Source organism: Pseudomonas sp. URIL14HWK12:I5 (genome assembly GCF_900176445.1).
Lineage (GTDB): Bacteria > Pseudomonadota > Gammaproteobacteria > Pseudomonadales > Pseudomonadaceae > Aquipseudomonas > Aquipseudomonas monteilii.
Genome location: NZ_FWXQ01000003.1, coordinates 81319 through 103295, shown reverse-complemented (window position 1 = coordinate 103295; position 21977 = coordinate 81319). Strand labels below are relative to the sequence as shown.

The following is a 21977-nucleotide window of genomic DNA, read 5'->3' as shown; positions in this document are numbered from 1 at the left end:
TCGCGACTATAGCAGCAATGATTAAGTGCTTCAATTCCATAAAAAATTGTTATGATCCCGCCATGACGACCAATACCCCTCCGACTTCCGGCGTTCAGCTGATCGAAGTCGCGCCGGAGCTTGCCGGCCAACGCATCGACAATTTCCTCATCACGGCCCTCAAGGGCGTGCCCAAAACCTTGGTGTACCGCATCCTGCGCAAGGGTGAAGTGCGGGTGAACAAGGGGCGGGTCAAGCCGGAGTACAAGATCCAGGCTGGCGACATCGTGCGGGTGCCGCCCGTCCGCCTGCCGGAGCGCGACGAGCCCGCGCCGGTGGCCCAGGGCCTGCTGCAGCGCCTGGAGGCCGCCATTGTCTACGAAGACAAGGCGCTGATCGTGATGAACAAGCCGGCTGGTATTGCCGTGCACGGCGGCAGCGGCCTGAGCTTTGGCGTGATCGAGGCGCTGCGCCAACTGCGGCCGGACGCCAAGGAACTGGAGCTGGTGCATCGCCTGGACCGCGACACCTCCGGCCTGCTGATGATCGCCAAGAAGCGCAGCATGCTGCGCCACCTGCATGCCGCGCTGCGCGGCGACGGTGTCGACAAGCGTTACATGGCGCTGGTGCGCGGCCACTGGCCCACCTCGAAGAAGCAGGTCAATGCGCCCTTGCTCAAGAGCAACCTGCGCTCCGGCGAGCGCATGGTCGAAGTGAACGAGGAGGGCAAGGAAGCGCTGACCCTGTTCCGCGTGCTGCGCCGCTTTGGCGAGTTCGCCACCATTGTCGAGGCGCGTCCGATCACTGGGCGTACCCACCAGATCCGCGTGCACACCTTGCATGCCGGGCACATGATTGCCGGCGACAGCAAGTACGGTGACGAAGACTTCAGTCGCGAAATCCGCGAGCTGGGTGGCAAGCGCCTGTTCCTGCACGCCTACGCGCTGACCGTGCCGCTGCCGGACGGTGGTGAGCTCAAGCTTGAAGCGCCCGTGGATGAAGTGTGGGCGAAAACCGTTGAGCGTCTGAGTGCGTCCTGATCTATGAAAAAAGGCTATGAGCTACTGATCTTCGACTGGGACGGCACACTGGCCGATTCCATCGGGCGCATCGTCGAGGCCATGAACGCCGCTGCCGATCGTGCCGGTGAGGCGCAAAGCAGTGACGAGGCGGTCAAGGGCATCATCGGCCTGGCCCTGGGCGAGGCCATTCATACCCTGTACCCGCACCTGGCACCTGCGCAGGTCGAAACCTTCCGTCAGCACTATGCCGATATCTACATGGCGCTGGACCAGCAGCCTTCGCCGTTGTTCGACGGCGTTGTCGAGTCGCTGGACGCCTTCCGTGCCGAGGGTTACCGCCTGGCGGTGGCTACCGGCAAGGCGCGTCGCGGCCTGGATCGGGTGCTCAAGGCCAATGGTTGGGAGGCGTTCTTCGATATCACCCGCGCCGCCGACGAAACCCGTGGCAAGCCGCATCCTTTGATGCTTGAGGAAATCCTCGGCCATTGCGGCGTCGAACCCGGGCGTGCGCTGATGGTCGGAGATTCGGCGTTCGACCTGCAGATGGCCAGCAATGCCGGTATGCATTCGGTGGCGGTGGGCTATGGTGCCATGTCGCTGCAGGCGCTGGCCGAATTCGGCCCGCAGGTGTGCATCAACCACTTTTCCCAGCTGCGCGAGTGGCTGGCTGGTTCCGCAATTCCACTTCCAAGGTAGGTAAGCATGGCAGATGAATGGAAAGCCCCCGAGGCCGAGCCCGAGGAGCGTGAAGAGCGCAAAAGCTGGAAGCTGCTGGAGAAGACCCTGCTGGCCAGCGTGCAGGAGCAGCGTCGGTCGCGGCGCTGGGGCATCTTCTTCAAGCTGCTGACCTTCGTCTACCTGTTCGGCATCCTGGCGTTGTTCACGCCGCTGATGGACATGGACAAGGCCGCGTCGCGCAGTGCCAGCCATACCGCGCTGGTCGAGGTGCGCGGGGTGATTGCCGATCAGGAGGCCGCCAGCGCCGACAATATCGTCAAGAGCCTGCGCGAGGCGTTCAAGGACAGCAAGACCAAGGCTGTGGTGATGCGCATCAACAGCCCGGGTGGCAGCCCGGTGCAGGCGGGTTATGTGTATGACGAAATCCGCCGTTTGCGGGCCGAATACCCGGCCATCAAGCTGTATGCGGTCATTGCGGACCTTGGTGCTTCCGGTGCCTATTACATCGCCAGTGCGGCGGACGAAATCTATGCCGATAAAGCCAGCCTGGTCGGCTCCATTGGTGTGACGGCGGCCGGCTATGGTTTTGTCGGCACCATGGAGAAGCTCGGCGTGGAGCGGCGTTCTTACACGTCGGGTGAGCACAAGGCGTTTCTCGACCCGTTCTCACCGGAAAAGCCTGATGAAACCCGGTTCTGGCAGGGTGTGCTGGACACCACGCACAACCAGTTCATTGCCATGGTCAAGCAGGGCCGTGGCGAGCGCCTGAAGGACAAAGAGCATCCAGAGTTGTTCAGTGGCCTGATCTGGTCGGGTGAACAGGCCAAGGCGCTGGGGTTGGTGGACGGGCTGGGCAGTGCCAGTTATGTGGCACGTGAGGTCGTTGGTGAGAAAGAGTTGGTGGACTTCACCGTTCAGGAGTCGCCGTTCGACCGCTTCTCCAAGCGTGTAGGGGCTAGCGTGGCCGAGCACCTGGCGATGTGGATGGGGTTCCAGGGGCCACAGTTGCGCTGAAGGTTCGTCGCGCGGTCTGCGGCGCCTGATTAATCGAGCGCCGCCCGCGCGGCGCTCGATCTGTCGGGCGCAACAAATCTCCAGGCGGGCTAAGGGATATCCACGCCTTCCTTTGTCAGCATGTCCACCAGCCTAATCAACGGCAGCCCGATCAGGCTGGTTGCATCGCACCCATGCGTGCTCTGGAACAGGCTCACCCCCAATCCCTCAGCCTTGAAGCTTCCTGCGCAATCCAGTGGCTGTTCCGCCGTCACATAGCGCTCCACCCGCTCCCTGCTCAATTCGCGCAGCGTCACCGTAAATGGCACGCAGTCCACCTGGCAGTGCCCGGTCGCAGTATTGAGCAGTGCCAGCCCGGTCAGAAAACTCACCTGCTGCCCGCTGCACTCCAGCAGTTGCTCGCAGGCCCGCTCGAACGTGTGGGGTTTGCCCAGCACCTGTTCGCCCAATACTGCAACCTGGTCCGAGCCGATGATCAGGTGTCCGGGGTGGCTTCCCGCCAAGGCTTCGGCCTTTTGCCTGGCCAGCCGGCGCACCAGGTCCACGGCGGGTTCATCAGCCAGGCGCTGCTCGTCTATATCGGGGCTTGCCCAGGTGAAGGGCAGGCGCAGGCGTGCGAGCAGTTCGCGGCGATAGGCAGAGCTGGAAGCCAGTAGCAAAGGAAGCATGGTAGACTCCTGAATCAGTTGAACAAATTCTATCACGCACGATGCCGCCTAATTTCCTTTGACAGGGGCGGGGGGCATCCCTATTATGCTGCGCCTATGTTGAATGACCCGATTCCACCTCACGTTGACCCGCGCAAATTAGCCGATCGTGGCGTAACCCTTAACGGTTCGCTGCAACTCGCTGATTTGGAAAGACTCTGCGACCCGCTTTCCGACAATGTCGGTACGGTGCAGGCGAAGTTCGATTTTGAACGAGATGAACAGCACGTCGTGGTTATCCACAGCGAGCTGGACGTCGAAGTCAAGATGGTTTGCCAGCGTTGTCTTGAGCTGGTCACCCTGCCGATTCACAGCGAATGTACTTACGCCGTGGTGAAGGAGGGTGCGAATACCCAGTCGTTGCCGAAAGGCTATGACGTGCTGGAACTGGGCGAAGATCCTTTGGATCTGCAGGCATTGATCGAGGAGGAGCTTCTGCTCGCCTTGCCAATCGTGCCTGCTCATCATCCGGAAGAATGCCAGCAGCCGGCGGGCGCAGACGAGCCCGAATCGAGCAAGGACGAGGTATCGCGGTCCAACCCGTTCAGTGTTTTGGCGCAGTTAAAGCGTGACCCAAACGTTTAGGAGTTAATCAATTATGGCTGTTCAGCAGAACAAAAAATCCCGCTCTGCCCGTGACATGCGCCGTTCGCACGACGCCCTGTCGGAAAACGCGCTGTCGGTAGAGAAAACCACCGGTGAAGTTCACCTGCGCCACCACGTTTCGCCAGAAGGCGTATACCGTGGTCGCAAAGTGGTCGACAAGGGCGCTGACGAGTAATCCTTGTCCGCTCAGATCATCGCGATCGACGCAATGGGCGGGGACTTCGGTCCCCGCAGCATTGTCCAGGCTAGCATTGCCTGCCTTTCTGCTACTCCCTCGCTGCACCTGACCCTCGTCGGTCAACCCTCACTCCTGGAAGATCTTGTCAGCGGCCTTGCGGCTGCGGATCGCGCGCGTCTGCAGATTGTCGCCGCCAGTGAGGTGGTCGGCATGGATGAGCGGCCCTCCCAGGCATTGCGGGGCAAGCCGGATTCGTCGATGCGCATCGCCCTGGAACTGGTGCGTGACGGCAAGGCCCAGGCCTGCGTCAGTGCCGGCAATACCGGCGCGCTGATGGCGCTGTCCCGTTTCGTGCTCAAGACCTTGCCGGGTATCGACCGGCCCGCCATGGTGGCCGCAATTCCGACTCAGGCGGGTTACTGCCAGTTGCTCGACCTGGGTGCCAATGTCGATTGCAGTGCCGAAAACCTCTACCAGTTTGCCGTGATGGGCTCGGTGGCTGCTCAGGCCCTGGGTGTGCATCGTCCACGGGTGGCGCTGCTGAACATCGGCACCGAGGACATCAAGGGCAATCAGCAGGTCAAGCTGGCTGCCAGCCTGTTGCAGAATGCCCGTGGGCTTAACTACGTGGGTTTTGTCGAAGGTGACGGGCTGTATCGTGGTGAGGCCGATGTGGTGGTGTGCGATGGGTTCGTCGGCAATATCCTGCTCAAGTCCAGCGAGGGGCTGGCGACGATGATCGCTGCGCGCATCGAGCAGTTGTTCAAGGGCGGCGTGTTGTCGCGGGCGGCCGGGGCGGTGGCCATGCCGCTGCTCAAGCGTCTGCAGGCCGACCTGGCGCCGGCGCGGCACAATGGTGCCAGTTTTCTGGGGTTGCAGGGCATTGTCATCAAGAGCCATGGCTCGGCGGGCGTGCAGGGCTTCCAGAGTGCTATCCAGCGGGCGCTGATCGAGATACAGGAGAACCTGCCGCAGCGCTTGCATGGGCGCCTCGAAGACCTGTTGCCTTAGGCATTTTGCCCATGAAGTGCTTAAATGTGACCGCTTGGTCTGTGTATCCATCCAAGTTTTCAGATTCCGCGCCTGGCCCAGGGCCTGGCGCACCCTATCCGACGACAAGATCATAAGGGCTTGTTCAATGTCTGCATCTCTCGCATTCGTCTTTCCCGGTCAAGGTTCCCAGTCGCTGGGCATGCTCGCCGAGCTCGGCGCCGAGAAGCCAGTGATCATCGAAACCTTCAAGGAAGCGTCCGAAGCCCTCGGTTACGACCTGTGGAAGCTGGTCCAGGAAGGTCCTGAAGAGCAACTCAACCAGACCGACAAGACCCAGCCGGCCATCCTCACCGCGTCCATCGCGCTGTGGCGCCTGTGGCTGGAAGAGGGCGGCGCGCAGCCAGCCTTCGTTTCCGGCCACAGCCTGGGCGAATACAGTGCCCTGGTCGCTGCGGGCAGCATCACCCTGAAAGACGCTGTTCGCCTGGTCGAGCGCCGCGGTCAGCTGATGCAGGAGGCCGTACCGGCGGGTCATGGTGCCATGGCTGCCATCCTCGGCCTGGACGACGCTGTGGTCGTTGAAATCTGCGCCGAAGCCGCTGAAGACCAAGTGGTCAGCGCCGTCAACTTCAACTCGCCAGGCCAGGTGGTCATCGCTGGCAATAAAGCTGCCGTGGATCGCGCCATGGAGCTGTGCAAGGCCAAGGGCGCCAAACGCGCCCTGCCGTTGGCGGTCAGCGTGCCGTCGCACTGTGCCCTGATGAAGCCGGCGGCCGAGCGCTTTGCCGAGTCGGTCAACGCCATCGAGTGGAAGGCCCCGCAAATTCCAGTGGTGCAGAACGTCACGGCTGCTGTTGCCGCCGACCTCGATGCACTCAAGCACGACCTGCTGGCGCAGCTGTACCAGCCTGTGCGTTGGGTGGAGTGTGTGCAGACCCTGGCTGCCAGCGGTGCGGTCAACCTGGTCGAGTGTGGCCCGGGCAAGGTCCTGGCTGGCCTGAACAAGCGTTGCGCCGATGGCGTGACCACTTACAACCTCAACACCCCTGATGCCGTTGCCGCCACCCGCGCGGCACTGGCCTGATTTGGAGAAGCTTGCATGAGCCTGCAAGGTAAAGTTGCACTGGTCACCGGCGCCAGCCGTGGCATTGGCCAGGCCATCGCCCTCGAGCTGGGCCGCCAGGGCGCGACCGTGATCGGCACCGCCACTTCGGCGTCCGGCGCCGAGCGCATCGCTGCCACCCTGAAAGAGCACGGCATCACCGGTACCGGCATGGAGCTGAACGTGACCAGCGCCGAGTCCGTTGAAGCGGTACTGGCCGCCATCGGCGAGCAGTTCGGCGCACCGGCCATTTTGGTCAACAACGCCGGCATCACCCGCGACAACTTGATGCTGCGGATGAAAGACGACGAGTGGTTCGACGTGATCGACACCAACCTGAACAGCCTCTACCGTCTGTCCAAGGGCGTGCTGCGTGGCATGACCAAGGCACGTTGGGGCCGTATCATCAGCATCGGCTCGGTCGTGGGTGCCATGGGTAACGCCGGTCAGGCCAACTATGCGGCCGCCAAGGCTGGCCTGGAAGGCTTCAGCCGCGCCCTGGCGCGTGAAGTGGGCTCGCGTGGCATCACCGTCAACTCGGTGACCCCGGGCTTCATCGACACCGACATGACCCGCGAGCTGCCAGAAGCGCAGCGCGAAGCCCTGCAGACCCAGATTCCGCTGGGCCGCCTGGGCCAGGCCGACGAAATCGCCAAGGTGGTTTCGTTCCTGGCATCCGACGGCGCTGGCTACGTGACCGGCGCTACCGTGCCGGTCAACGGCGGGATGTACATGTAACACTGCAACTCAATGTGACGGATTTCGTAAAAAAAGAGTCATACTGCGAGCCTAAAATCCGTTATAAAGCTGCAACCAGATTCCAGGCAGCGGGTGGGGTGACTGGCGTGAAAGCGCGTTTCGCTTGAAAAGCGAACGTCTTTCTATAAAATTAGCCACCGGCCAGCTGCCTGACATATATCCATTAGGAGTAAACCTAGGTATGAGCAACATCGAAGAACGCGTCAAGAAAATCGTCGCCGAGCAACTGGGCGTCAAGGAAGAAGAAGTGACTCTCGAGAAGTCCTTCGTTGATGACCTGGGTGCCGATTCGCTTGACACCGTTGAGCTGGTGATGGCTCTGGAAGAGGAATTCGAGACCGAAATCCCTGACGAAGAAGCCGAGAAGATCACTACCGTTAAAGCTGCCGTAGACTACGTCATTGCCCACCAAGGCTAAGACGCATTAGTCGACGCTTCTTGTCGGGGAAAACCGCACTGCCTTCGCCGGCGTGCGGTTTTTTCTTTGCGAGCACGCCGCGTTCTGGCGGGGCTGCTTTGTTCACCGCGCACCGAGAGCCTGTTGTCATTTCATTCCATCGTATGAATGCAATGCCAAGAGACTCTGTTATTAGAAAAGGAGAGTACTGTGTCGCGTAGACGCGTCGTGGTCACCGGTATGGGTATGCTGTCGCCACTGGGTACCGATGTACCGAGCACCTGGCAGGGCATTCTGGCTGGCCGCAGTGGCATTGGTCCGATCGAACACACGGACCTGTCTGCCTACTCCACCCGTTTTGGCGGCTCGGTGAAAGGCTTCGAAGTCGAGCAATACCTGTCGGCCAAAGAGGCCCGCAAGCTCGACCTGTTCATCCAGTACGGCCTGGCGGCCGGTTTCCAGGCGGTGCGTAATGCCGGCCTGGAGGTCACCGACGCCAATCGCGAGCGTATTGGCGTGGCCATGGGCTCGGGTATCGGTGGCCTGACCAACATCGAAGAAACCAGCCGCACCCTGCACGACTCGGGGCCGCGCCGCATTTCGCCGTTCTTCGTGCCGGGCTCGATCATCAACATGATCTCCGGGTTCCTGTCGATCCACCTGGGTCTGCAAGGGCCGAACTACGCCATTGCCACCGCCTGCACCACCGGCACCCATTGCATCGGCATGGCCGCACGCAATATCGCCTACGGTGAGGCCGACGTGATGATCGCCGGTGGCGCCGAAATGGCCGCCTGCGGCCTGGGCATGGGCGGTTTCGGTGCTTCGCGCGCGCTGTCCACCCGCAACGACGAGCCAAGCCGGGCCAGCCGCCCGTGGGACAAGGGCCGTGACGGCTTCGTGTTGTCTGACGGTGCCGGTGCCTTGGTGCTCGAAGAACTGGAGCACGCCCAGGCGCGTGGTGCGACCATCTATGCCGAGCTGGTTGGCTTTGGCATGAGCGGCGACGCCTACCACATGACTTCGCCGCCCGACACTGGCGAAGGCGCTGCCCGTTGCATGGCCAACGCCCTGCGCGATGCCGGTATCAAGCCGGAAGAGGTCAGCTACATCAACGCCCACGGCACTTCGACCCCTGCGGGCGACGTGGCCGAAGTGGCTGCGATCAAGCGCGTGTTCGGTGAGCATGCCTACAAGCTGGCGGTCAGCTCGACCAAGTCGATGACCGGTCACCTGCTGGGTGCTGCCGGCGCGGTGGAGGCGATCTTCAGCGTACTGGCCATCAACAGCCAGATGGCACCGCCCACCATCAACCTGGACGAGCCGGACGAAGGTTGTGACCTTGACTTCGTGCCGCACCAGGCGCGCAGCATGCCGATCGACGTGGTGTTGTCCAACTCGTTCGGCTTTGGCGGCACCAACGGCTCGCTGGTGTTCCGCCGGTTCGCCGGTTGATGCACGGCTGGATCGATGGCCAGCCGGCGGCTGCACTCAACCTGCAGAACCGTGGCCTGGCCTACGGCGATGGCCTGTTCGAGACCATTGCCGTGCGCGGCGGTCGCCCCAGCTTGCTGGACGGCCACCTCGCACGCCTGGCGCTGGGCTGCCAGCGCCTGGCGATCAACGCCGACCTGGCGCTGGTGCGCGACGAACTGCTTCGCTATGCCAACCAGCTCGGGGAAGGCGTAGCCAAACTTATCCTCACCCGTGGCGACAGCCAGCGTGGCTATGCCCCGGTAGCCGATGCCGCGCCACGGCGCATCCTGCAGGGCAGTCCGTTGCCCGGTTATCCTCTTGAGCATGCCGAGCAAGGCGTGCGGTTGTTCCCTTGCCAGACCCGGCTTGGGGAACAACCGCTGCTGGCCGGGCTCAAACACCTCAACCGCCTGGAGCAGGTGCTGGCACGTGCCGAATGGCAGGACAGCGAACACGCCGAAGGCCTGATGCGTGACGGGCAGGGCAGGGTAATCGAAGGGGTATACAGCAATCTGTTCCTGGTGCGCGACGGCGTGCTGCTTACCGCCGACCTCAGCCGCTGTGGTGTAGCCGGGGTGATGCGTGCGGCGTTGCTGGAGCAGGCCGTACTGCTGGGCATCCCGGCGCAGGTCTGTGACCTGCCGTTCAAGGCGCTGGAGCACGCAGATGAAGTATTTGTTTGCAATAGCGTTTACGGCATTTGGCCCGTGCGTGGCGTAGCCGCGCTAAACTGGTCGCCTGGCCCGCTCACCCGTAAACTGCAGGCCGTTGCCCGTACGTTACTGGAAACCTGAATTCGTGAGACGTAAATTCCTGCTGTTGCTGGAAATGGCCTTGATCCTTGCCGGCCTGGCGCTTGGCTGGTCGGCCTGGAAGGTCAACGCCGTCCTGGAGCAGCCCTTGCACATCACGCAGGAGCGCCTGCTCGATGTACCCAATGGCACCACCCCCAACCGCATGTTCTATCGCATGCAGAGCGAAGGGTTGCTCGAAGACGCCGTGTGGCTGCGCTTGTACTGGCGCTTCAACATGGCCGGCACCCCCCTGCACACCGGCGAGTACCGCCTCACCCCGGGCATGACCGTCGGGCAGCTGTTCGATGCCTGGCGACGTGCTGATGTGGTGCAGTACAACCTCACGCTGGTCGAAGGCTGGACCTTCCGCCAGGTACGCTCGGCCGTGGCCAAGCATGAAAAGATCAAGCACACCCTGGACGGCCTGTCGGACTCCGAAGTGATGGACAAGCTCGGCCATACCGGCGTGTTCCCGGAAGGGCGCTTCTTCCCGGACACGTACCGCTTCGTGCGTGGCATGAGCGATGTCGAGTTGCTGCAACAGGCCTACATGCGTCTGGACGAAGTGCTGGCCAAGGAATGGGCCGAGCGCACCACCGACCTGCCATACCGCGACCCGTACCAGGCGCTGATCATGGCTTCGCTGGTGGAAAAGGAAACCGGTATCCCTCAGGAACGTGGGCAGATAGCCGGCGTGTTCGTGCGGCGCCTGCGCCTGGGCATGATGCTGCAGACCGACCCGACGGTGATCTACGGCATGGGTGAGCGTTACAACGGCAAGATTACCCGCGCCGACCTGCGCGAACCGACGCCCTACAACACCTATACCATCACAGGGTTGCCGCCGACCCCGATTGCCATGGTCGGTCGCGAAGCGATTCATGCGGCGCTCAACCCGTCGAACGGTACCAGCCTGTACTTCGTCGCCCGTGGCGACGGTAGCCACGTGTTCTCCGACGACCTCGATGACCACAACTCGGCGGTGCGCGAGTTCCAGCTCAAGCGCCGTGCAGACTACCGCTCCAGCCCCGCCCCGCAGCAAGAGGCACAACCGGCTGCTGAAGACGCCCAGCCCGAGGTGCCTGCGGCGGATGAGCCGGCTACGCAGCCGGCACCCGATGAGCCCCCTGTGCAAGACGCCCCTGCCGGTGGCGCGCAAGCGGCCGAACGGCCGACGCCTGACGAACAACATTAAGGACTGCCTGTGAGCGGCTTGTTTATTACGCTGGAAGGCCCCGAAGGCGCGGGCAAGAGCACCAATCGTGACTACCTGGCCGCGCGCTTGCGCGAGCAGGGCCTGGATGTGGTATTGACCCGGGAGCCTGGTGGTACGCCGCTGGCCGAAAAAGTGCGCGAACTGTTGCTGGCTCCCAGCGATGAAACCATGGCAGCCGACACTGAGCTGCTGCTGGTATTCGCTGCGCGCGCCCAGCACCTGGCACAGGTCATTCGTCCGGCATTGGCTCGCGGGGCCGTCGTGTTGTGTGACCGCTTCACGGACGCCACCTATGCCTATCAAGGGGGTGGCCGTGGTTTGTCTGTCGAGCGTATCGCTGCCCTGGAGCAATTTGTACAGGGCGACTTGCGCCCAGATCTGACCCTGGTGTTCGACCTGCCGGTCGAAGTTGGCCTTGCCCGCGCCGCCGCTCGCGGTCGCCTGGACCGTTTCGAGCAGGAAGGCCAGGCCTTCTTCGAAGCCGTTCGCCAGGCGTATCTGCAGCGCGCCCAGCGCGAGCCACAGCGCTACAGCCTGCTGGACGCCGCGCAATCCCTTGAGGCCGTGCAGCGGGCCATTGACGTGCTGCTGCCCGGCATCGTGGAGCGTTGCCGTGGCTGAGGCCTACCCTTGGCAGCAGGCCCTCTGGCAGCAGCTGGCCGGCCGAAGCCAGCACGCCCATGCCTATCTGTTGCACGGGCCACAGGGTATCGGCAAGCGGGCCTTGGCAGAGCGCCTGATGGCCCTTTTGCTGTGTCAGCAGCCTCAAGGCCTGAACGCCTGCGGTGGGTGCAAGTCTTGCCTGCTGCTCAAGGCGGGTAGCCACCCGGACAACTTCGTCCTCGAACCTGAAGAGGCCGATAAGCCGATCAAGGTCGACCAGGTGCGCGAACTGGTAGCCTTCGTGGTGCAGACGGCCCAGCTGGGCGGGCGCAAGGTCGTCTTGATCGAGCCGGTGGAGGCGATGAACGTAAATGCCTCCAACGCACTGCTCAAAAGCCTTGAAGAGCCCTCTGGCGATACCGTGTTGCTGTTGGTCACACACCAGCCTAGCCGCCTGCTGCCCACCATCAAGAGCCGCTGCCAGCAGGTCGCCTGCCCGCAGCCCAGCTTGGCCCAGAGCCAGGCTTGGCTGGCCGAAGCGTTGCCCGACAGTGACCAGGCCGAACTTGACGAGCTGCTGACGTTGGCGGCCGGTTCGCCATTGATGGCAGTCAGTCTGCAGGCGCAAGGCGTGCGTGAGCAGCGTGCGCTGGTTACCGATGGGGTGAAGAAGCTGCTCAAACAGCAGCAATCGCCGAGTCAGTTGGCCGATGCCTGGAACGGTGTACCGTTGTTGCTGCTGTTCGACTGGTTTTGCGATTGGTCGCACCTGATCCTGCGCTACCAGTTGACCCAGGACGAGGAAGGTTTAGGCTTGGCCGATATGCGCAAGGTGGTGCAATACCTGGCGCAGAAGAGCCGCCAGGCCAAGGTGCTGGAGGTGCAGGCGTGGATCCTGGAGCAGCGCCAGAAGGTGCTGGGCAAGGCCAACCTCAACCGTGCCCTGTTGCTAGAGTCGCTGCTGGCTCACTGGCTGCAATTGCCGGGCGCCCGCTGATTTCCCATTTTTCATGTGTGCTGTTATCCCATGCTCGTAGATTCCCATTGCCACCTCGACCGTCTTGACCTGAGCGCCCATCAGGGCTCCCTCGATGCTGCCTTGCAGGCGGCGCGTGAGCGTGGGGTGGGGCACTTCCTCTGTATCGGTGTCAGTGCCGAGAACGCCGGCGCGGTGAAAGCCCTGAGCGAGCAATACGCCGATGTTGATTGCTCGGTAGGTGTACACCCGCTGGACCTCGCGCCGGGTGAAACCCCAGCGCTGGAGTGGCTGCTGCGCGAGCTGGCCCACCCGCATGTGGTAGCGATTGGCGAAACCGGGCTGGATTATCACTATGAGCCCGAAGCTGCCGAACTGCAGCAGGCTTCGTTCCGCCTGCACCTGGAAGCCTCGCGGCAGACTGGCAAGCCGGTGATCGTGCACACCCGGGCGGCACGCGCCGATACCCTGGCGTTGTTACGCGAGGCCAACCTGCCGCAGGCCGGCGTGCTGCATTGCTTTACCGAAGACTGGGACATGGCCAGGGCGGCGCTGGATCTGGGGTATTACATTTCCCTGTCTGGCATCGTGACGTTCCGCAATGCCGAAGCCCTGCGCGAAGTGGCGCGGCAGGTGCCGGTCGATCGGCTGCTGGTGGAAACCGATTCGCCGTACCTGGCGCCGATTCCGCACCGGGGCAAGCCGAATTTGCCGCAGTACGTGCGCGAGGTGGCGGAGTATGTGGCCTCGTTGCGGGGGGCCAGTTATGAGCAACTGGCGGAGCAAACCACGGCGAACTTCAAGCGGTTGTTCCCCTTGGCGCGAGTGCGCTGATCGCTCGAACTGTATCCCCTGGCCAGTCCACCCTGCGGGGCGCACAAAAAAAACCCGGGTTCTGGGGGGGAATCCGGGTTAAGACCATTAGGAGTAAAACAAAGGTACGCGGTCCCTGAGCACCTTTATCGGCGCGCCACTTGGGGGGGATGCGCCGCGCCAACACTTCAAGTATTGGTCAGGTTTGGCACAGTGCCAGTGCATATTGGTCGTTTTTTAAACAGATTTGGAATACACCGAGGTGCCATTCCTCCCGCAGCGCATGGCCATATGCATCGTGAAACACAGACATGCTTGGATGATCCGTGCAATTTCCCGCAAGTTAGGCATAATAAACCGCTTCGATTGTCATCCAGTCCTTCCCATGCAGAAAGAACCTCGTAAGGTCCGTGAGTTTCGCCGTCGCGAACAGGAAATCCTCGACACCGCGCTCAAGCTGTTTCTCGAACAGGGTGAAGACAGCGTCACCGTCGAGATGATCGCCGACGCCGTGGGCATCGGCAAAGGCACGATCTACAAGCACTTCAAGTCCAAGGCGGAGATCTACCTGCGCCTGATGCTCGACTATGAGCGTGACCTGAACGCACTGTTGCACTCGGCCGACGTCGACCGCGACAAGGAAGCCCTGTCGCGTGCCTACTTCGAGTTCCGCATGCGCGACCCGCAACGTTACCGGCTGTTCGACCGCCTGGAAGAAAAGGTGGTCAAGGGCAATCAGGTGCCGGAAATGGTCGAGCAACTGCACAGCATTCGGGCCTCCAACTTCGACCGCCTGACCCAGCTGATCAAAGGCCGCATCAGCGAAGGCAAGCTTGAAGACGTGCCGCCCTATTTCCACTATTGCGCCGCCTGGGCACTGGTGCATGGCGCCGTGGCGCTGTACCACTCGCCGTTCTGGAGCAATGTGCTGGAGGACCAGGAGGGCTTCTTCCAGTTCCTGATGGACATTGGCGTGCGCATGGGTAACAAGCGCAAGCGCGATCCGGAACCTTCGAACTGAAGCGCAGCTTCCTTCGCTGCTGATACCCGGTATGAAGCGGGGGCTTGCAAAAACCTGATTTATGAGTCAGGTTTTGCCAGCCCTCATCATCCATGCCGGAGTCATTCATGATTGTCGATCGTCAAGGCAGACGTTTTCGCAACCTGCGCGTCAGCCTGACGGCTGCCTGCAATTACGCCTGCACCTACTGCGTACCAGACGGCAAGCGTCTGGTGGCGGCGCAGGACGAATTGTCGTCGGATGCCCTGGCCCGTGGCGTGGCCTACCTGATCGAAGCGGCCGGTATCGAGCGGCTGCGCATCACGGGCGGTGAGCCGCTGGTCAGCCCACGCCTGGATGCCTTTCTGGCCGCTGTGGCCGAACTAAGCCTCGATGATATTTCGTTGACCACCAATGGCCAGTTGTTGGCGCGCAAGTTGCCCCAGTTGCAGGCAGCTGGCATCCGCCGCCTGAATGTTTCGCTCGACACCCTTGACCCTCAAGCTTTCCGCCGCATTGCGCGGGGTGGCGACCTGGCCAATGTGCTGACAGGTATGGAGCAGGCGAGTGCGATGGGGATGCGCATCAAGGTGAACATGGTGCCGATGCGTGGGCAGAACCTCGACCAGGTATTGCCCCTGCTGGATTACTGCCTTGAACGCGGCTTTGAGCTTCGCTTCATAGAGCTCATGCGCATGGGCCACCTGGCGCGTGACCGCAATACGTTCCTGCAACAGTTCGTCGGCCTGGACCCACTGCTCACGCTGATTGGCAGCAGGCACACCTATGCCCAAGTCGATGCGCCAGTGGACGCCACGGCTTTGCGCTATCAAATACCTGGGCGTGGGCACTTCGGCGTCATTGCCAACGAAAGCCTGCCGTTCTGCCGCACCTGCTCGCGTTTGCGTTTGTCCTCGACAGGCTGGTTGCATGGCTGCCTTTCGTCCAGCAATCGCCACTTCGTCGGCGATCTGCTGGATAAGCCACGCCATCAAGCATTGCCGGCCCTGCAGCGCTTGCTGGTCAAGGCCTTGGCTGACAAGCAAGAGCAAGCGTTTGCCGGGGATGTGATGGTGATGAAAGTGATCGGCGGCTGAAGCTGGCGCAAAAGCTGCATCCGCCGGCTATTCGCCGGTTTTTCGTCACCGGCCACTGGAGGAAAGATGCGTAGCCTGGTCTTGCTGCTGGCGCTGATGGCGCTGGGCGGTTGCATGAATGTCAGCGATATGGGCGAGGGCGTTCGTTATCACATGAGCGATGCCGGTCTGCTCGACCACAGCGATACCCGTCGCACCCTGTCGATCCGTCTGCAGCCCGATTCGTTCATCTTCATTGGCCAGGGCGCGTTCGTGCCACCGGGCAAGGGGCCGGTGCCACGGCAGAACGTGGTGGCCGAGCAGGCCTTCAAGAGCTTCGTGGAGTATTTCCCGCTGGTGCGCCGTGCCCAAGGCCCGCTGGGCCTGGAAGAAGCCGTTGCCCAGGCACGTTCGGTTGGTGCGGACTACGTGTTGTACACCCGCTTCGCCCGTACCGACGACCGCATCGGCAATGGCGACGAATGGTATGACGAACAGGCGGTCGACCGCTTGGGTTGGGACAGTGGCGTGGTGCAGATGATGCTGATCGAAACCAATACCCGCTACCTGATCGATACCGCACGCATCAAGAGCCGTGGCGGTTTGTTGACGTTCCACGACAATACCCCCGAGGATTTGCTTGGCGCACCGATGCGCGAGTACGCTCGTAGCCTTCTGGGCATGAGCGAATGAGGCAGGCGTGATGAGCGATTCCGGCAAGGCCAATGATCTTCTGGCGCAGATCCCCAAGGCCAAGGGGTTGCCGCCGGTGCATCTGTGGAACCCGGACTTCTGCGGCGACATCGACATGCGGATCGCTCGCGACGGCACCTGGTACTACCTGGGTACGCCGATCGGGCGCAAACCGATGGTGCGGCTGTTCTCCACCATCATCCGCCGCGATGGCGATGACTACTTCCTGGTTACCCCGGTAGAAAAGGTTGGCATCCGCGTGGATGACGCGCCGTTCGTGGCGGTGGCGCTGGAGGTGCTGGGGGAGGGCGAACAGCAGGTGCTGCGCTTTACCAGCAATGTCGAGGATCAGGTGGATGCCGGCCCGGACAGCCCGCTGCGCGTGGTGATCGACCCGGTGACGCAAGAGCCGTCGCCCTATGTGCTGATGCGTAGCAACCTTGAGGCGCTGATTCATCGCAACGTGTTCTACCAGCTGGTGGAACTGGCGGTGCCGCGTGTGATCGACGGTGACGAGTGGCTTGGGGTGTGGAGCCAAGGGGCGTTTTACCCGATCGGGCGGAGTAGCTGAAGGCGCTCGATCTGCCAGGCGCTGACATCCTTCCGGTGAGCCACGAAAAAGCCCCCGGTTGCTTGCGCAACCGGGGGCTTTTCAGTGTTTGGCTCCGCGACCTGGACTCGAACCAGGGACCCAATGATTAACAGTCATTTGCTCTACCGACTGAGCTATCGCGGAATCTGCGCGTATCTTACTGATTGCCAAGAGGATGTCAAGCTACCCCTTGGCAAAACAATGAGTTACAGCACTTCCACGATGGCTTTGGTGACAACGTGGATGTTGCTCTGGTTCAGCGCGGCCACTGCGATGCGGCCTGTGTCCAAGGCGTAGATGCCAAAGTCGTTCTTCAGGCGGGCAACCTGTTCAACGGTCAGGCCCGAGTAGGAGAACATGCCGACCTGACGGCCAACGAAGCTGAAGTCGCGCTTGGCGCCATATTCGGCCAGCAGCGAAACCATCTGTTTGCGCATGCCGTGGATGCGCTCGCGCATTTCGGCCAGTTCGGTTTCCCACATCTGGCGCAGTTCGGCACTGTTCAGTACGGTGGCCACGATGGTGGCGCCGTGGGTTGGCGGGTTGGAGTAGGTGGTGCGGATCACGCGCTTGACCTGCGACAGCACGCGGGTGCTCTCGTCCTTGGATGCGGTGACGATCGACAGTGCTCCCACGCGCTCGCCGTACAGCGAGAACGATTTGGAGAACGAGCTGGAAACGAAGAACTCCAGGCCCGACTCGGCGAACAGACGCACGGCGAAGGCGTCTTCGGCGATACCGTCACCAAAGCCTTGGTAGGCCATGTCGAGGAACGGTACGTGGCCTTTGGCCTTGACCACTTCCAGGACGTTTTTCCAGTCATCCAGGCTCAGGTCGACGCCGGTCGGGTTGTGGCAGCAGGCGTGCAGCACCACAATCGAGCCGGACGGCAGGTTGTTCAGGTCTTCGAGCATGCCGGCGCGGTTGACGTCATGGGTCGGCGCGTCGTAGTAGCGGTAATTCTGCACCGGGAAGCCGGCCGATTCGAACAGGGCGCGGTGGTTTTCCCAGCTTGGGTCGCTGATGGCAACCACGGCGTTTGGCGAGATACGCTTGAGGAAGTCGGCGCCAATCTTCAGTGCGCCGGTACCGCCGACGGCCTGCACGGTAACCACGCGGCCAGCGGCCAGCAGTGGCGACTCGGCGCCGAAGATCAGTTTTTGCACGGCCTGGTCGTAGGTGGCGATACCGTCGATCGGCAGGTAGCCGCGCGAGGCGTGCTGGGCGGCACGCTGGGTCTCGGCTTCGATCACGGCGCGCAGCAGCGGAATGCGGCCTTCCTCATTGCAGTACACGCCAACGCCCAGGTTGACCTTGTCGGTACGTGGGTCGGCGTTGAATGCTTCGTTGAGGCCCAGAATAGGGTCGCGGGGTGCCAGCTCGACAGCGGAAAACAGGCTCATTGTTACCTTGGCTCTGATTGGAGAGTGATAGGACGTACACGCTCCAGCCGAATGCACTGAAGCGGTGCACAAACGGGGAGTCAGTATAGTGATACCGACCGGTCACTGCGACACTCTGGCACAGCTTTTCCGGCTATTTGCGCAAATATTTTTCGACCATTGGTCGAATTGCCGGGTCCACCGTTACACGCGCTCACAGCTACGCCTTGAAAGCGTCCCCAGGCGGGCGCATTTGGGTATAGACTACTGGCTAAATTTACAGTTGCTGCAGCACCGCGAGGTCCGTCATGTCCGAGTTCCAGCTCGTCACCCGTTTCCAGCCGGCCGGCGACCAGCCCGAGGCCATTCGCCAGATGGTCGAAGGCATCGAGGCGGGGCTGTCGCACCAGACGTTGCTCGGGGTGACCGGGTCGGGCAAGACCTTCAGCATTGCCAATGTCATCCAGCAGGTGCAGCGCCCGACCCTGGTGCTGGCGCCTAACAAGACCCTGGCCGCGCAGCTGTACGGCGAATTCAAGGCGTTTTTCCCCAACAATGCGGTGGAGTATTTCGTTTCCTACTACGACTACTACCAGCCTGAAGCCTACGTGCCGTCTTCGGACACCTTCATCGAGAAGGACGCGTCGATCAACGACCATATCGAGCAGATGCGCCTGTCGGCGACCAAGGCACTGCTGGAGCGGCGCGATGCGATCATCGTGACCACCGTTTCGTGCATCTATGGTTTGGGTAGCCCCGAGTCCTACCTGAAAATGGTCCTGCACGTAGACCGTGGTGACAAGCTTGACCAGCGTGCACTGCTGCGCCGGCTGGCTGATCTGCAATACACCCGCAACGAAATGGACTTTGCCCGTGCCACGTTCCGCGTGCGCGGTGATGTGATCGACATTTTCCCGGCCGAATCGGACCTTGAGGCCATCCGTATCGAGCTGTTCGATGACGAGGTGGAAAATATCGCCGCCTTCGACCCGCTCACCGGCGAGGTCTTCCGCAAGTTGCCGCGTTTTACCTTCTACCCCAAAAGCCACTACGTCACGCCGCGGGAAACCCTGCTGGAGGCGGTGGAGGGTATCAAGGAAGAGTTGAAGGAGCGCCTGGAGTACCTGCAAAAGGCCAACAAGCTGGTGGAGGCGCAGCGTCTGGAACAACGTACCCGCTTCGACCTGGAGATGATCCTGGAGCTGGGCTACTGCAACGGCATCGAGAACTACTCGCGCTACCTGTCTGGCCGCCCGGCCGGCGCACCGCCGCCCACCTTGTACGACTACCTGCCGCCGGATGCGCTACTGGTGATCGATGAATCCCACGTGAGTGTTCCGCAGGTCGGGGCCATGTACAAAGGCGACCGCTCGCGCAAGGAAACCCTGGTCGAGTACGGCTTTCGCATGCCCTCGGCGCTGGATAACCGCCCCATGCGTTTCGATGAATGGGAGGCTGTCAGCCCGCAAACCATCTTTGTGTCCGCTACCCCTGGCCCCTACGAGGCTGAGCACGCTGGGCGCGTGGTGGAGCAGGTGGTGCGCCCGACCGGCCTCGTCGACCCCCAGGTCGAGGTGCGCCCGGCACTGACCCAGGTGGACGACCTGTTGTCGGAGATCCGCAAGCGTGTGGCCCTGGGCGAGCGGGTGCTGGCCACCACGCTGACCAAGCGCATGGCCGAAGACCTGACCGACTACCTGGCCGACCATGACGTGCGGGTGCGCTACCTGCACTCGGACATCGACACCGTGGAGCGGGTGGAAATCATCCGCGACCTGCGGCTGGGTACTTTCGATGTGCTGGTCGGTATCAACCTGCTGCGTGAGGGCCTGGATATGCCGGAGGTGTCGCTGGTGGCGATCCTGGATGCCGACAAGGAAGGGTTCCTGCGTTCCGAGCGGTCGCTGATCCAGACCATCGGGCGTGCTGCGCGTAACCTCAATGGCCGGGCGATCCTGTACGCCGACACTGTCACCGGTTCGATGCAGCGGGCGATTGACGAAACCGAGCGCCGCCGCGAGAAGCAGATCGCGTTCAACGAAGCCAACGGCATCGTGCCCAAGGGCGTGGTCAAGGACATCACCGACATCATGGAAGGTGCTACCGTCCCTGGCGCGCGCAGCAAGAAACGCAAGGGCATGGCCAAGGCGGCGGAGGAGAGCGCCCGTTACGAAGCCGAACTGCGCACGCCGGGCGAGATCACCAAGCGTATCAAGCAACTGGAAGAGAAGATGATGCAGTTTGCCCGCGATCTGGAATTCGAGGCGGCGGCGCAGTTGCGCGACGAGATCACTCAACTGCGGGAGCGGTTGATTACCAGCTGAAGCCTGTCGCCGGCCATGCGGGAGCGGGCGTGCCCGCTCCCGCATGGGGCGCATTTAATCTGAAATAGCCTCAGTGGGCTTCCCCGGCTTTCAAGCCTTCCGGCAACTTCCGGGTCAGCAACACCGCCACCATACTCACCGCCAACCCAATCCCAACGAAGTGGAACGCATCGTTGTACGCCATGATCAACGCCTGCTGGTGAGTAATCTCGCTCAACTTCCCCAGCGCCGCATTGTCATTCCCCAGCCTTTCGGCCAGCTGCGCCAGCCGCTCCGCCACCTGCGGGTTGCTCGGCACCACCGCCTCCCGCAGGTAATCGAAGTACACCTTGGTCCGCGCATCCAGCAGGGTGGCCAGCAAGGCAATGCCAATCGCTCCACCCAGATTACGCAGGATATTGAACAGGCTCGAAGCCGACCCGGCATCCTGCGGCTGGATGTAGGCTGTGGCGATCAACGAAATGGTCACCATGATCATCGGTTGGCCCAAGGCGCGGATGATCTGGATCTGGTTGAACTGCGGCCCGGCAAAATCCGGGTTGAGCACCCCCGAGCCGAAACTGGCCGCACCGAACAGGCAGAACCCCAACGCACACAGCACCTTGGGCGAAACCACTTTCATCAGTTGCGGTACCAGCGGAATCAGGAACAGCTGCGGAATCCCCATCCACATGATCACCTCGCCGATCTGCAAGGCGTTGTAACCCTGCACCTGCGCCAGGTACAGCGGCAACAGGTAGATCGACCCGTACAGCCCCACGCCCATGCCCAGGCTGGCAATGCTCGACAGGCCAAAATTACGGTTGCCCAGGATGCGCAGGTTGATCAGCGGGTTTGGCCTGGAAAACTGCAGGATGACGAAGGTGATCAGGCTGACCAGGGCGATGCTGCCCAGGCCCACGATGAGGTGCGATTCCAGCCAGTCCTTGCGGTGGCCTTCCTCCAGGAACACCTGTAGGCAACCCAGCCCCAGGCCCAGGGTGACGATGCCGGCGTAATCGGTGCTTTTCAGCAGTTCCCAGTGCGCTTCCTTCTTTTCCAGACCGTACAGCAGGCCGGCGATCATCACCAGCCCCGGCGGGATGTTGATGTAGAAGATGTACTCCCAGCCCCAGTTTTCGGTCAGCCAGCCGCCCAGAGTGGGGCCGATGGACGGGGCGAAGGTGGCCGTCATGGCAAACATGGCCATGCCTTTGGCGCGGTGGTGCTCAGGCAGTTTGATCAGGGTAAGGGTGAAGGCCAACGGGATCAGTGCGCCACCGGTAAAGCCTTGCAGGGCCCGGAACAGGATCATGCTCTCCAGGTTCCAGGCCATCGAGCACAGCAGCGACGACAGCAGGAAGCCTGCAGATACCCACACCGCCAGGCGCCGCGCCGACAGCAGCTGCACCAGCCAGGCGGTTAGCGGGATCATGATGATTTCCGCTACCAGGTACGAAGTGGAAATCCATGAACCTTCTTCCAGCGTGGCCGACAGTGCGCCCTGGATGTCTTTGAGCGACGAGTTGGTGATCTGGATGTCCAGCACCGCCATAAAGGCGCCGAGCATCACGCTCATCACTGCGATCCAGTCGCGTCGGGTTGGCTCGGCTGTAGG

General features: G+C 62.0%; 23 protein-coding genes and 1 tRNA gene. 20 read left to right on the top strand and 4 right to left on the bottom strand.

What is annotated here, in order from left to right:
* Nucleotides 1-62: 62 nt before the first annotated feature.
* Genes rluC through B9A31_RS08645 form a run of 3 tightly spaced genes read left to right on the top strand, consistent with a single transcriptional unit; the run spans nucleotide 63 to nucleotide 2693 of the window.
* Nucleotides 63-1019 (top strand): 23S rRNA pseudouridine(955/2504/2580) synthase RluC, encoded by a 957-nt coding sequence (gene rluC / locus B9A31_RS08655; RefSeq protein WP_025754829.1) that lies wholly within the window; start codon nucleotides 63-65, stop codon nucleotides 1017-1019.
* Nucleotides 1020-1022: 3 nt separating this feature from the next.
* Nucleotides 1023-1697 carry an HAD family hydrolase gene (locus B9A31_RS08650; RefSeq protein ID WP_016715134.1) on the top strand — a complete coding sequence of 225 codons (675 nt, stop codon included), beginning with the start codon at nucleotides 1023-1025 and terminating at the stop codon, nucleotides 1695-1697.
* 6 nt (nucleotides 1698-1703) lie between these two features.
* The gene (locus B9A31_RS08645; RefSeq protein ID WP_016715135.1) at nucleotides 1704-2693 is read left to right on the top strand and encodes a S49 family peptidase; all 990 of its coding nucleotides are present in this window, start codon (nucleotides 1704-1706) and stop codon (nucleotides 2691-2693) included.
* An 89-nt stretch (nucleotides 2694-2782) separates the two neighbouring features.
* On the opposite strand, the gene B9A31_RS08640 is transcribed toward B9A31_RS08645, so the two are convergent.
* Entirely contained in the window at nucleotides 2783-3361 is a 579-nt protein-coding gene (locus tag B9A31_RS08640; RefSeq protein WP_025754827.1) for a Maf family protein, read from the bottom strand.
* Nucleotides 3362-3457: 96 nt separating this feature from the next.
* On the opposite strand from B9A31_RS08640, the gene B9A31_RS08635 reads away from it, so the two are divergent.
* The 16 genes from B9A31_RS08635 to B9A31_RS08560 all read left to right on the top strand — a co-directional run bounded on the left by B9A31_RS08635 (nucleotide 3458) and on the right by B9A31_RS08560 (nucleotide 16653).
* Complete coding sequence (locus B9A31_RS08635) at nucleotides 3458-3985, top strand: YceD family protein (RefSeq protein WP_012313431.1); 528 nt, start codon at nucleotides 3458-3460, stop codon at nucleotides 3983-3985.
* A gap of 13 nt (nucleotides 3986-3998) precedes the next feature.
* A complete protein-coding gene (gene rpmF, locus B9A31_RS08630) occupies nucleotides 3999-4181 on the top strand; it encodes a 50S ribosomal protein L32 (RefSeq protein WP_003247154.1) in 183 nt (60 codons plus the stop codon).
* A 3-nt stretch (nucleotides 4182-4184) separates the two neighbouring features.
* Nucleotides 4185-5195, top strand: a complete 1011-nt coding sequence (plsX, locus tag B9A31_RS08625; RefSeq protein ID WP_016715138.1) for a phosphate acyltransferase PlsX — start codon at nucleotides 4185-4187, stop codon at nucleotides 5193-5195.
* A 127-nt stretch (nucleotides 5196-5322) separates the two neighbouring features.
* Nucleotides 5323-6261 carry an ACP S-malonyltransferase gene (gene fabD, locus B9A31_RS08620; RefSeq protein WP_027609509.1) on the top strand — a complete coding sequence of 313 codons (939 nt, stop codon included), beginning with the start codon at nucleotides 5323-5325 and terminating at the stop codon, nucleotides 6259-6261.
* A 15-nt stretch (nucleotides 6262-6276) separates the two neighbouring features.
* Nucleotides 6277-7017, top strand: coding sequence for a 3-oxoacyl-ACP reductase FabG (gene fabG / locus B9A31_RS08615; protein ID WP_016715140.1), 741 nt, complete (start codon nucleotides 6277-6279; stop codon nucleotides 7015-7017).
* Between the two features lie 202 nt (nucleotides 7018-7219).
* Nucleotides 7220-7456 carry an acyl carrier protein gene (gene acpP / locus B9A31_RS08610; RefSeq protein ID WP_025754824.1) on the top strand — a complete coding sequence of 79 codons (237 nt, stop codon included), beginning with the start codon at nucleotides 7220-7222 and terminating at the stop codon, nucleotides 7454-7456.
* A 189-nt stretch (nucleotides 7457-7645) separates the two neighbouring features.
* Complete coding sequence (fabF, locus tag B9A31_RS08605; RefSeq protein WP_016715142.1) at nucleotides 7646-8890, top strand: beta-ketoacyl-ACP synthase II; 1245 nt, start codon at nucleotides 7646-7648, stop codon at nucleotides 8888-8890.
* A complete protein-coding gene (pabC, locus tag B9A31_RS08600) occupies nucleotides 8890-9705 on the top strand; it encodes an aminodeoxychorismate lyase (RefSeq protein WP_019098592.1) in 816 nt (271 codons plus the stop codon). The genes fabF and pabC overlap by 1 nt, the downstream gene beginning before the upstream one ends.
* A 4-nt stretch (nucleotides 9706-9709) precedes the next feature.
* Nucleotides 9710-10900 (top strand): endolytic transglycosylase MltG, encoded by a 1191-nt coding sequence (gene mltG / locus B9A31_RS08595; protein ID WP_019098591.1) that lies wholly within the window; start codon nucleotides 9710-9712, stop codon nucleotides 10898-10900.
* A 9-nt stretch (nucleotides 10901-10909) separates the two neighbouring features.
* Complete coding sequence (tmk, locus tag B9A31_RS08590) at nucleotides 10910-11542, top strand: dTMP kinase (protein WP_016715145.1); 633 nt, start codon at nucleotides 10910-10912, stop codon at nucleotides 11540-11542.
* Nucleotides 11535-12521: a DNA polymerase III subunit delta' gene (locus tag B9A31_RS08585; RefSeq protein ID WP_084296879.1), complete on the top strand. Its 987-nt coding sequence runs from the start codon at nucleotides 11535-11537 to the stop codon at nucleotides 12519-12521. Before tmk ends, B9A31_RS08585 begins: the two co-directional genes overlap by 8 nt.
* A gap of 30 nt (nucleotides 12522-12551) precedes the next feature.
* A complete protein-coding gene (locus B9A31_RS08580; RefSeq protein ID WP_016715147.1) occupies nucleotides 12552-13334 on the top strand; it encodes a TatD family hydrolase in 783 nt (260 codons plus the stop codon).
* 364 nt (nucleotides 13335-13698) lie between these two features.
* Complete coding sequence (locus B9A31_RS08575) at nucleotides 13699-14334, top strand: TetR/AcrR family transcriptional regulator (RefSeq protein ID WP_003260720.1); 636 nt, start codon at nucleotides 13699-13701, stop codon at nucleotides 14332-14334.
* A 107-nt stretch (nucleotides 14335-14441) separates the two neighbouring features.
* The gene (locus tag B9A31_RS08570) at nucleotides 14442-15410 is read left to right on the top strand and encodes a GTP 3',8-cyclase MoaA (protein ID WP_027609510.1); all 969 of its coding nucleotides are present in this window, start codon (nucleotides 14442-14444) and stop codon (nucleotides 15408-15410) included.
* Between the two features lie 66 nt (nucleotides 15411-15476).
* The gene (locus B9A31_RS08565) at nucleotides 15477-16082 is read left to right on the top strand and encodes a DUF4823 domain-containing protein (protein WP_019098587.1); all 606 of its coding nucleotides are present in this window, start codon (nucleotides 15477-15479) and stop codon (nucleotides 16080-16082) included.
* A 10-nt stretch (nucleotides 16083-16092) separates the two neighbouring features.
* Nucleotides 16093-16653: a DUF1285 domain-containing protein gene (locus B9A31_RS08560; protein ID WP_016715150.1), complete on the top strand. Its 561-nt coding sequence runs from the start codon at nucleotides 16093-16095 to the stop codon at nucleotides 16651-16653.
* Between the two features lie 89 nt (nucleotides 16654-16742).
* On the opposite strand, the gene B9A31_RS08555 is transcribed toward B9A31_RS08560, so the two are convergent.
* Both B9A31_RS08555 and B9A31_RS08550 read right to left on the bottom strand, forming a co-directional pair.
* Nucleotides 16743-16818: transfer RNA gene (locus tag B9A31_RS08555), tRNA-Asn, on the bottom strand.
* 62 nt (nucleotides 16819-16880) lie between these two features.
* Nucleotides 16881-18077 carry an amino acid aminotransferase gene (locus tag B9A31_RS08550; protein WP_019098586.1) on the bottom strand — a complete coding sequence of 399 codons (1197 nt, stop codon included), beginning with the start codon at nucleotides 18075-18077 and terminating at the stop codon, nucleotides 16881-16883.
* A gap of 287 nt (nucleotides 18078-18364) precedes the next feature.
* Here B9A31_RS08550 and uvrB point away from each other — a divergent pair, with 287 nt between their 5' ends.
* Complete coding sequence (gene uvrB, locus B9A31_RS08545; protein ID WP_019098585.1) at nucleotides 18365-20380, top strand: excinuclease ABC subunit UvrB; 2016 nt, start codon at nucleotides 18365-18367, stop codon at nucleotides 20378-20380.
* A gap of 70 nt (nucleotides 20381-20450) precedes the next feature.
* Here the strand turns inward: uvrB and B9A31_RS08540 are convergent, their stop codons facing one another.
* Nucleotides 20451-21941, bottom strand: a complete 1491-nt coding sequence (locus B9A31_RS08540) for an MDR family MFS transporter (protein ID WP_174244696.1) — start codon at nucleotides 21939-21941, stop codon at nucleotides 20451-20453.
* Nucleotides 21942-21977 lie beyond the last annotated feature (36 nt).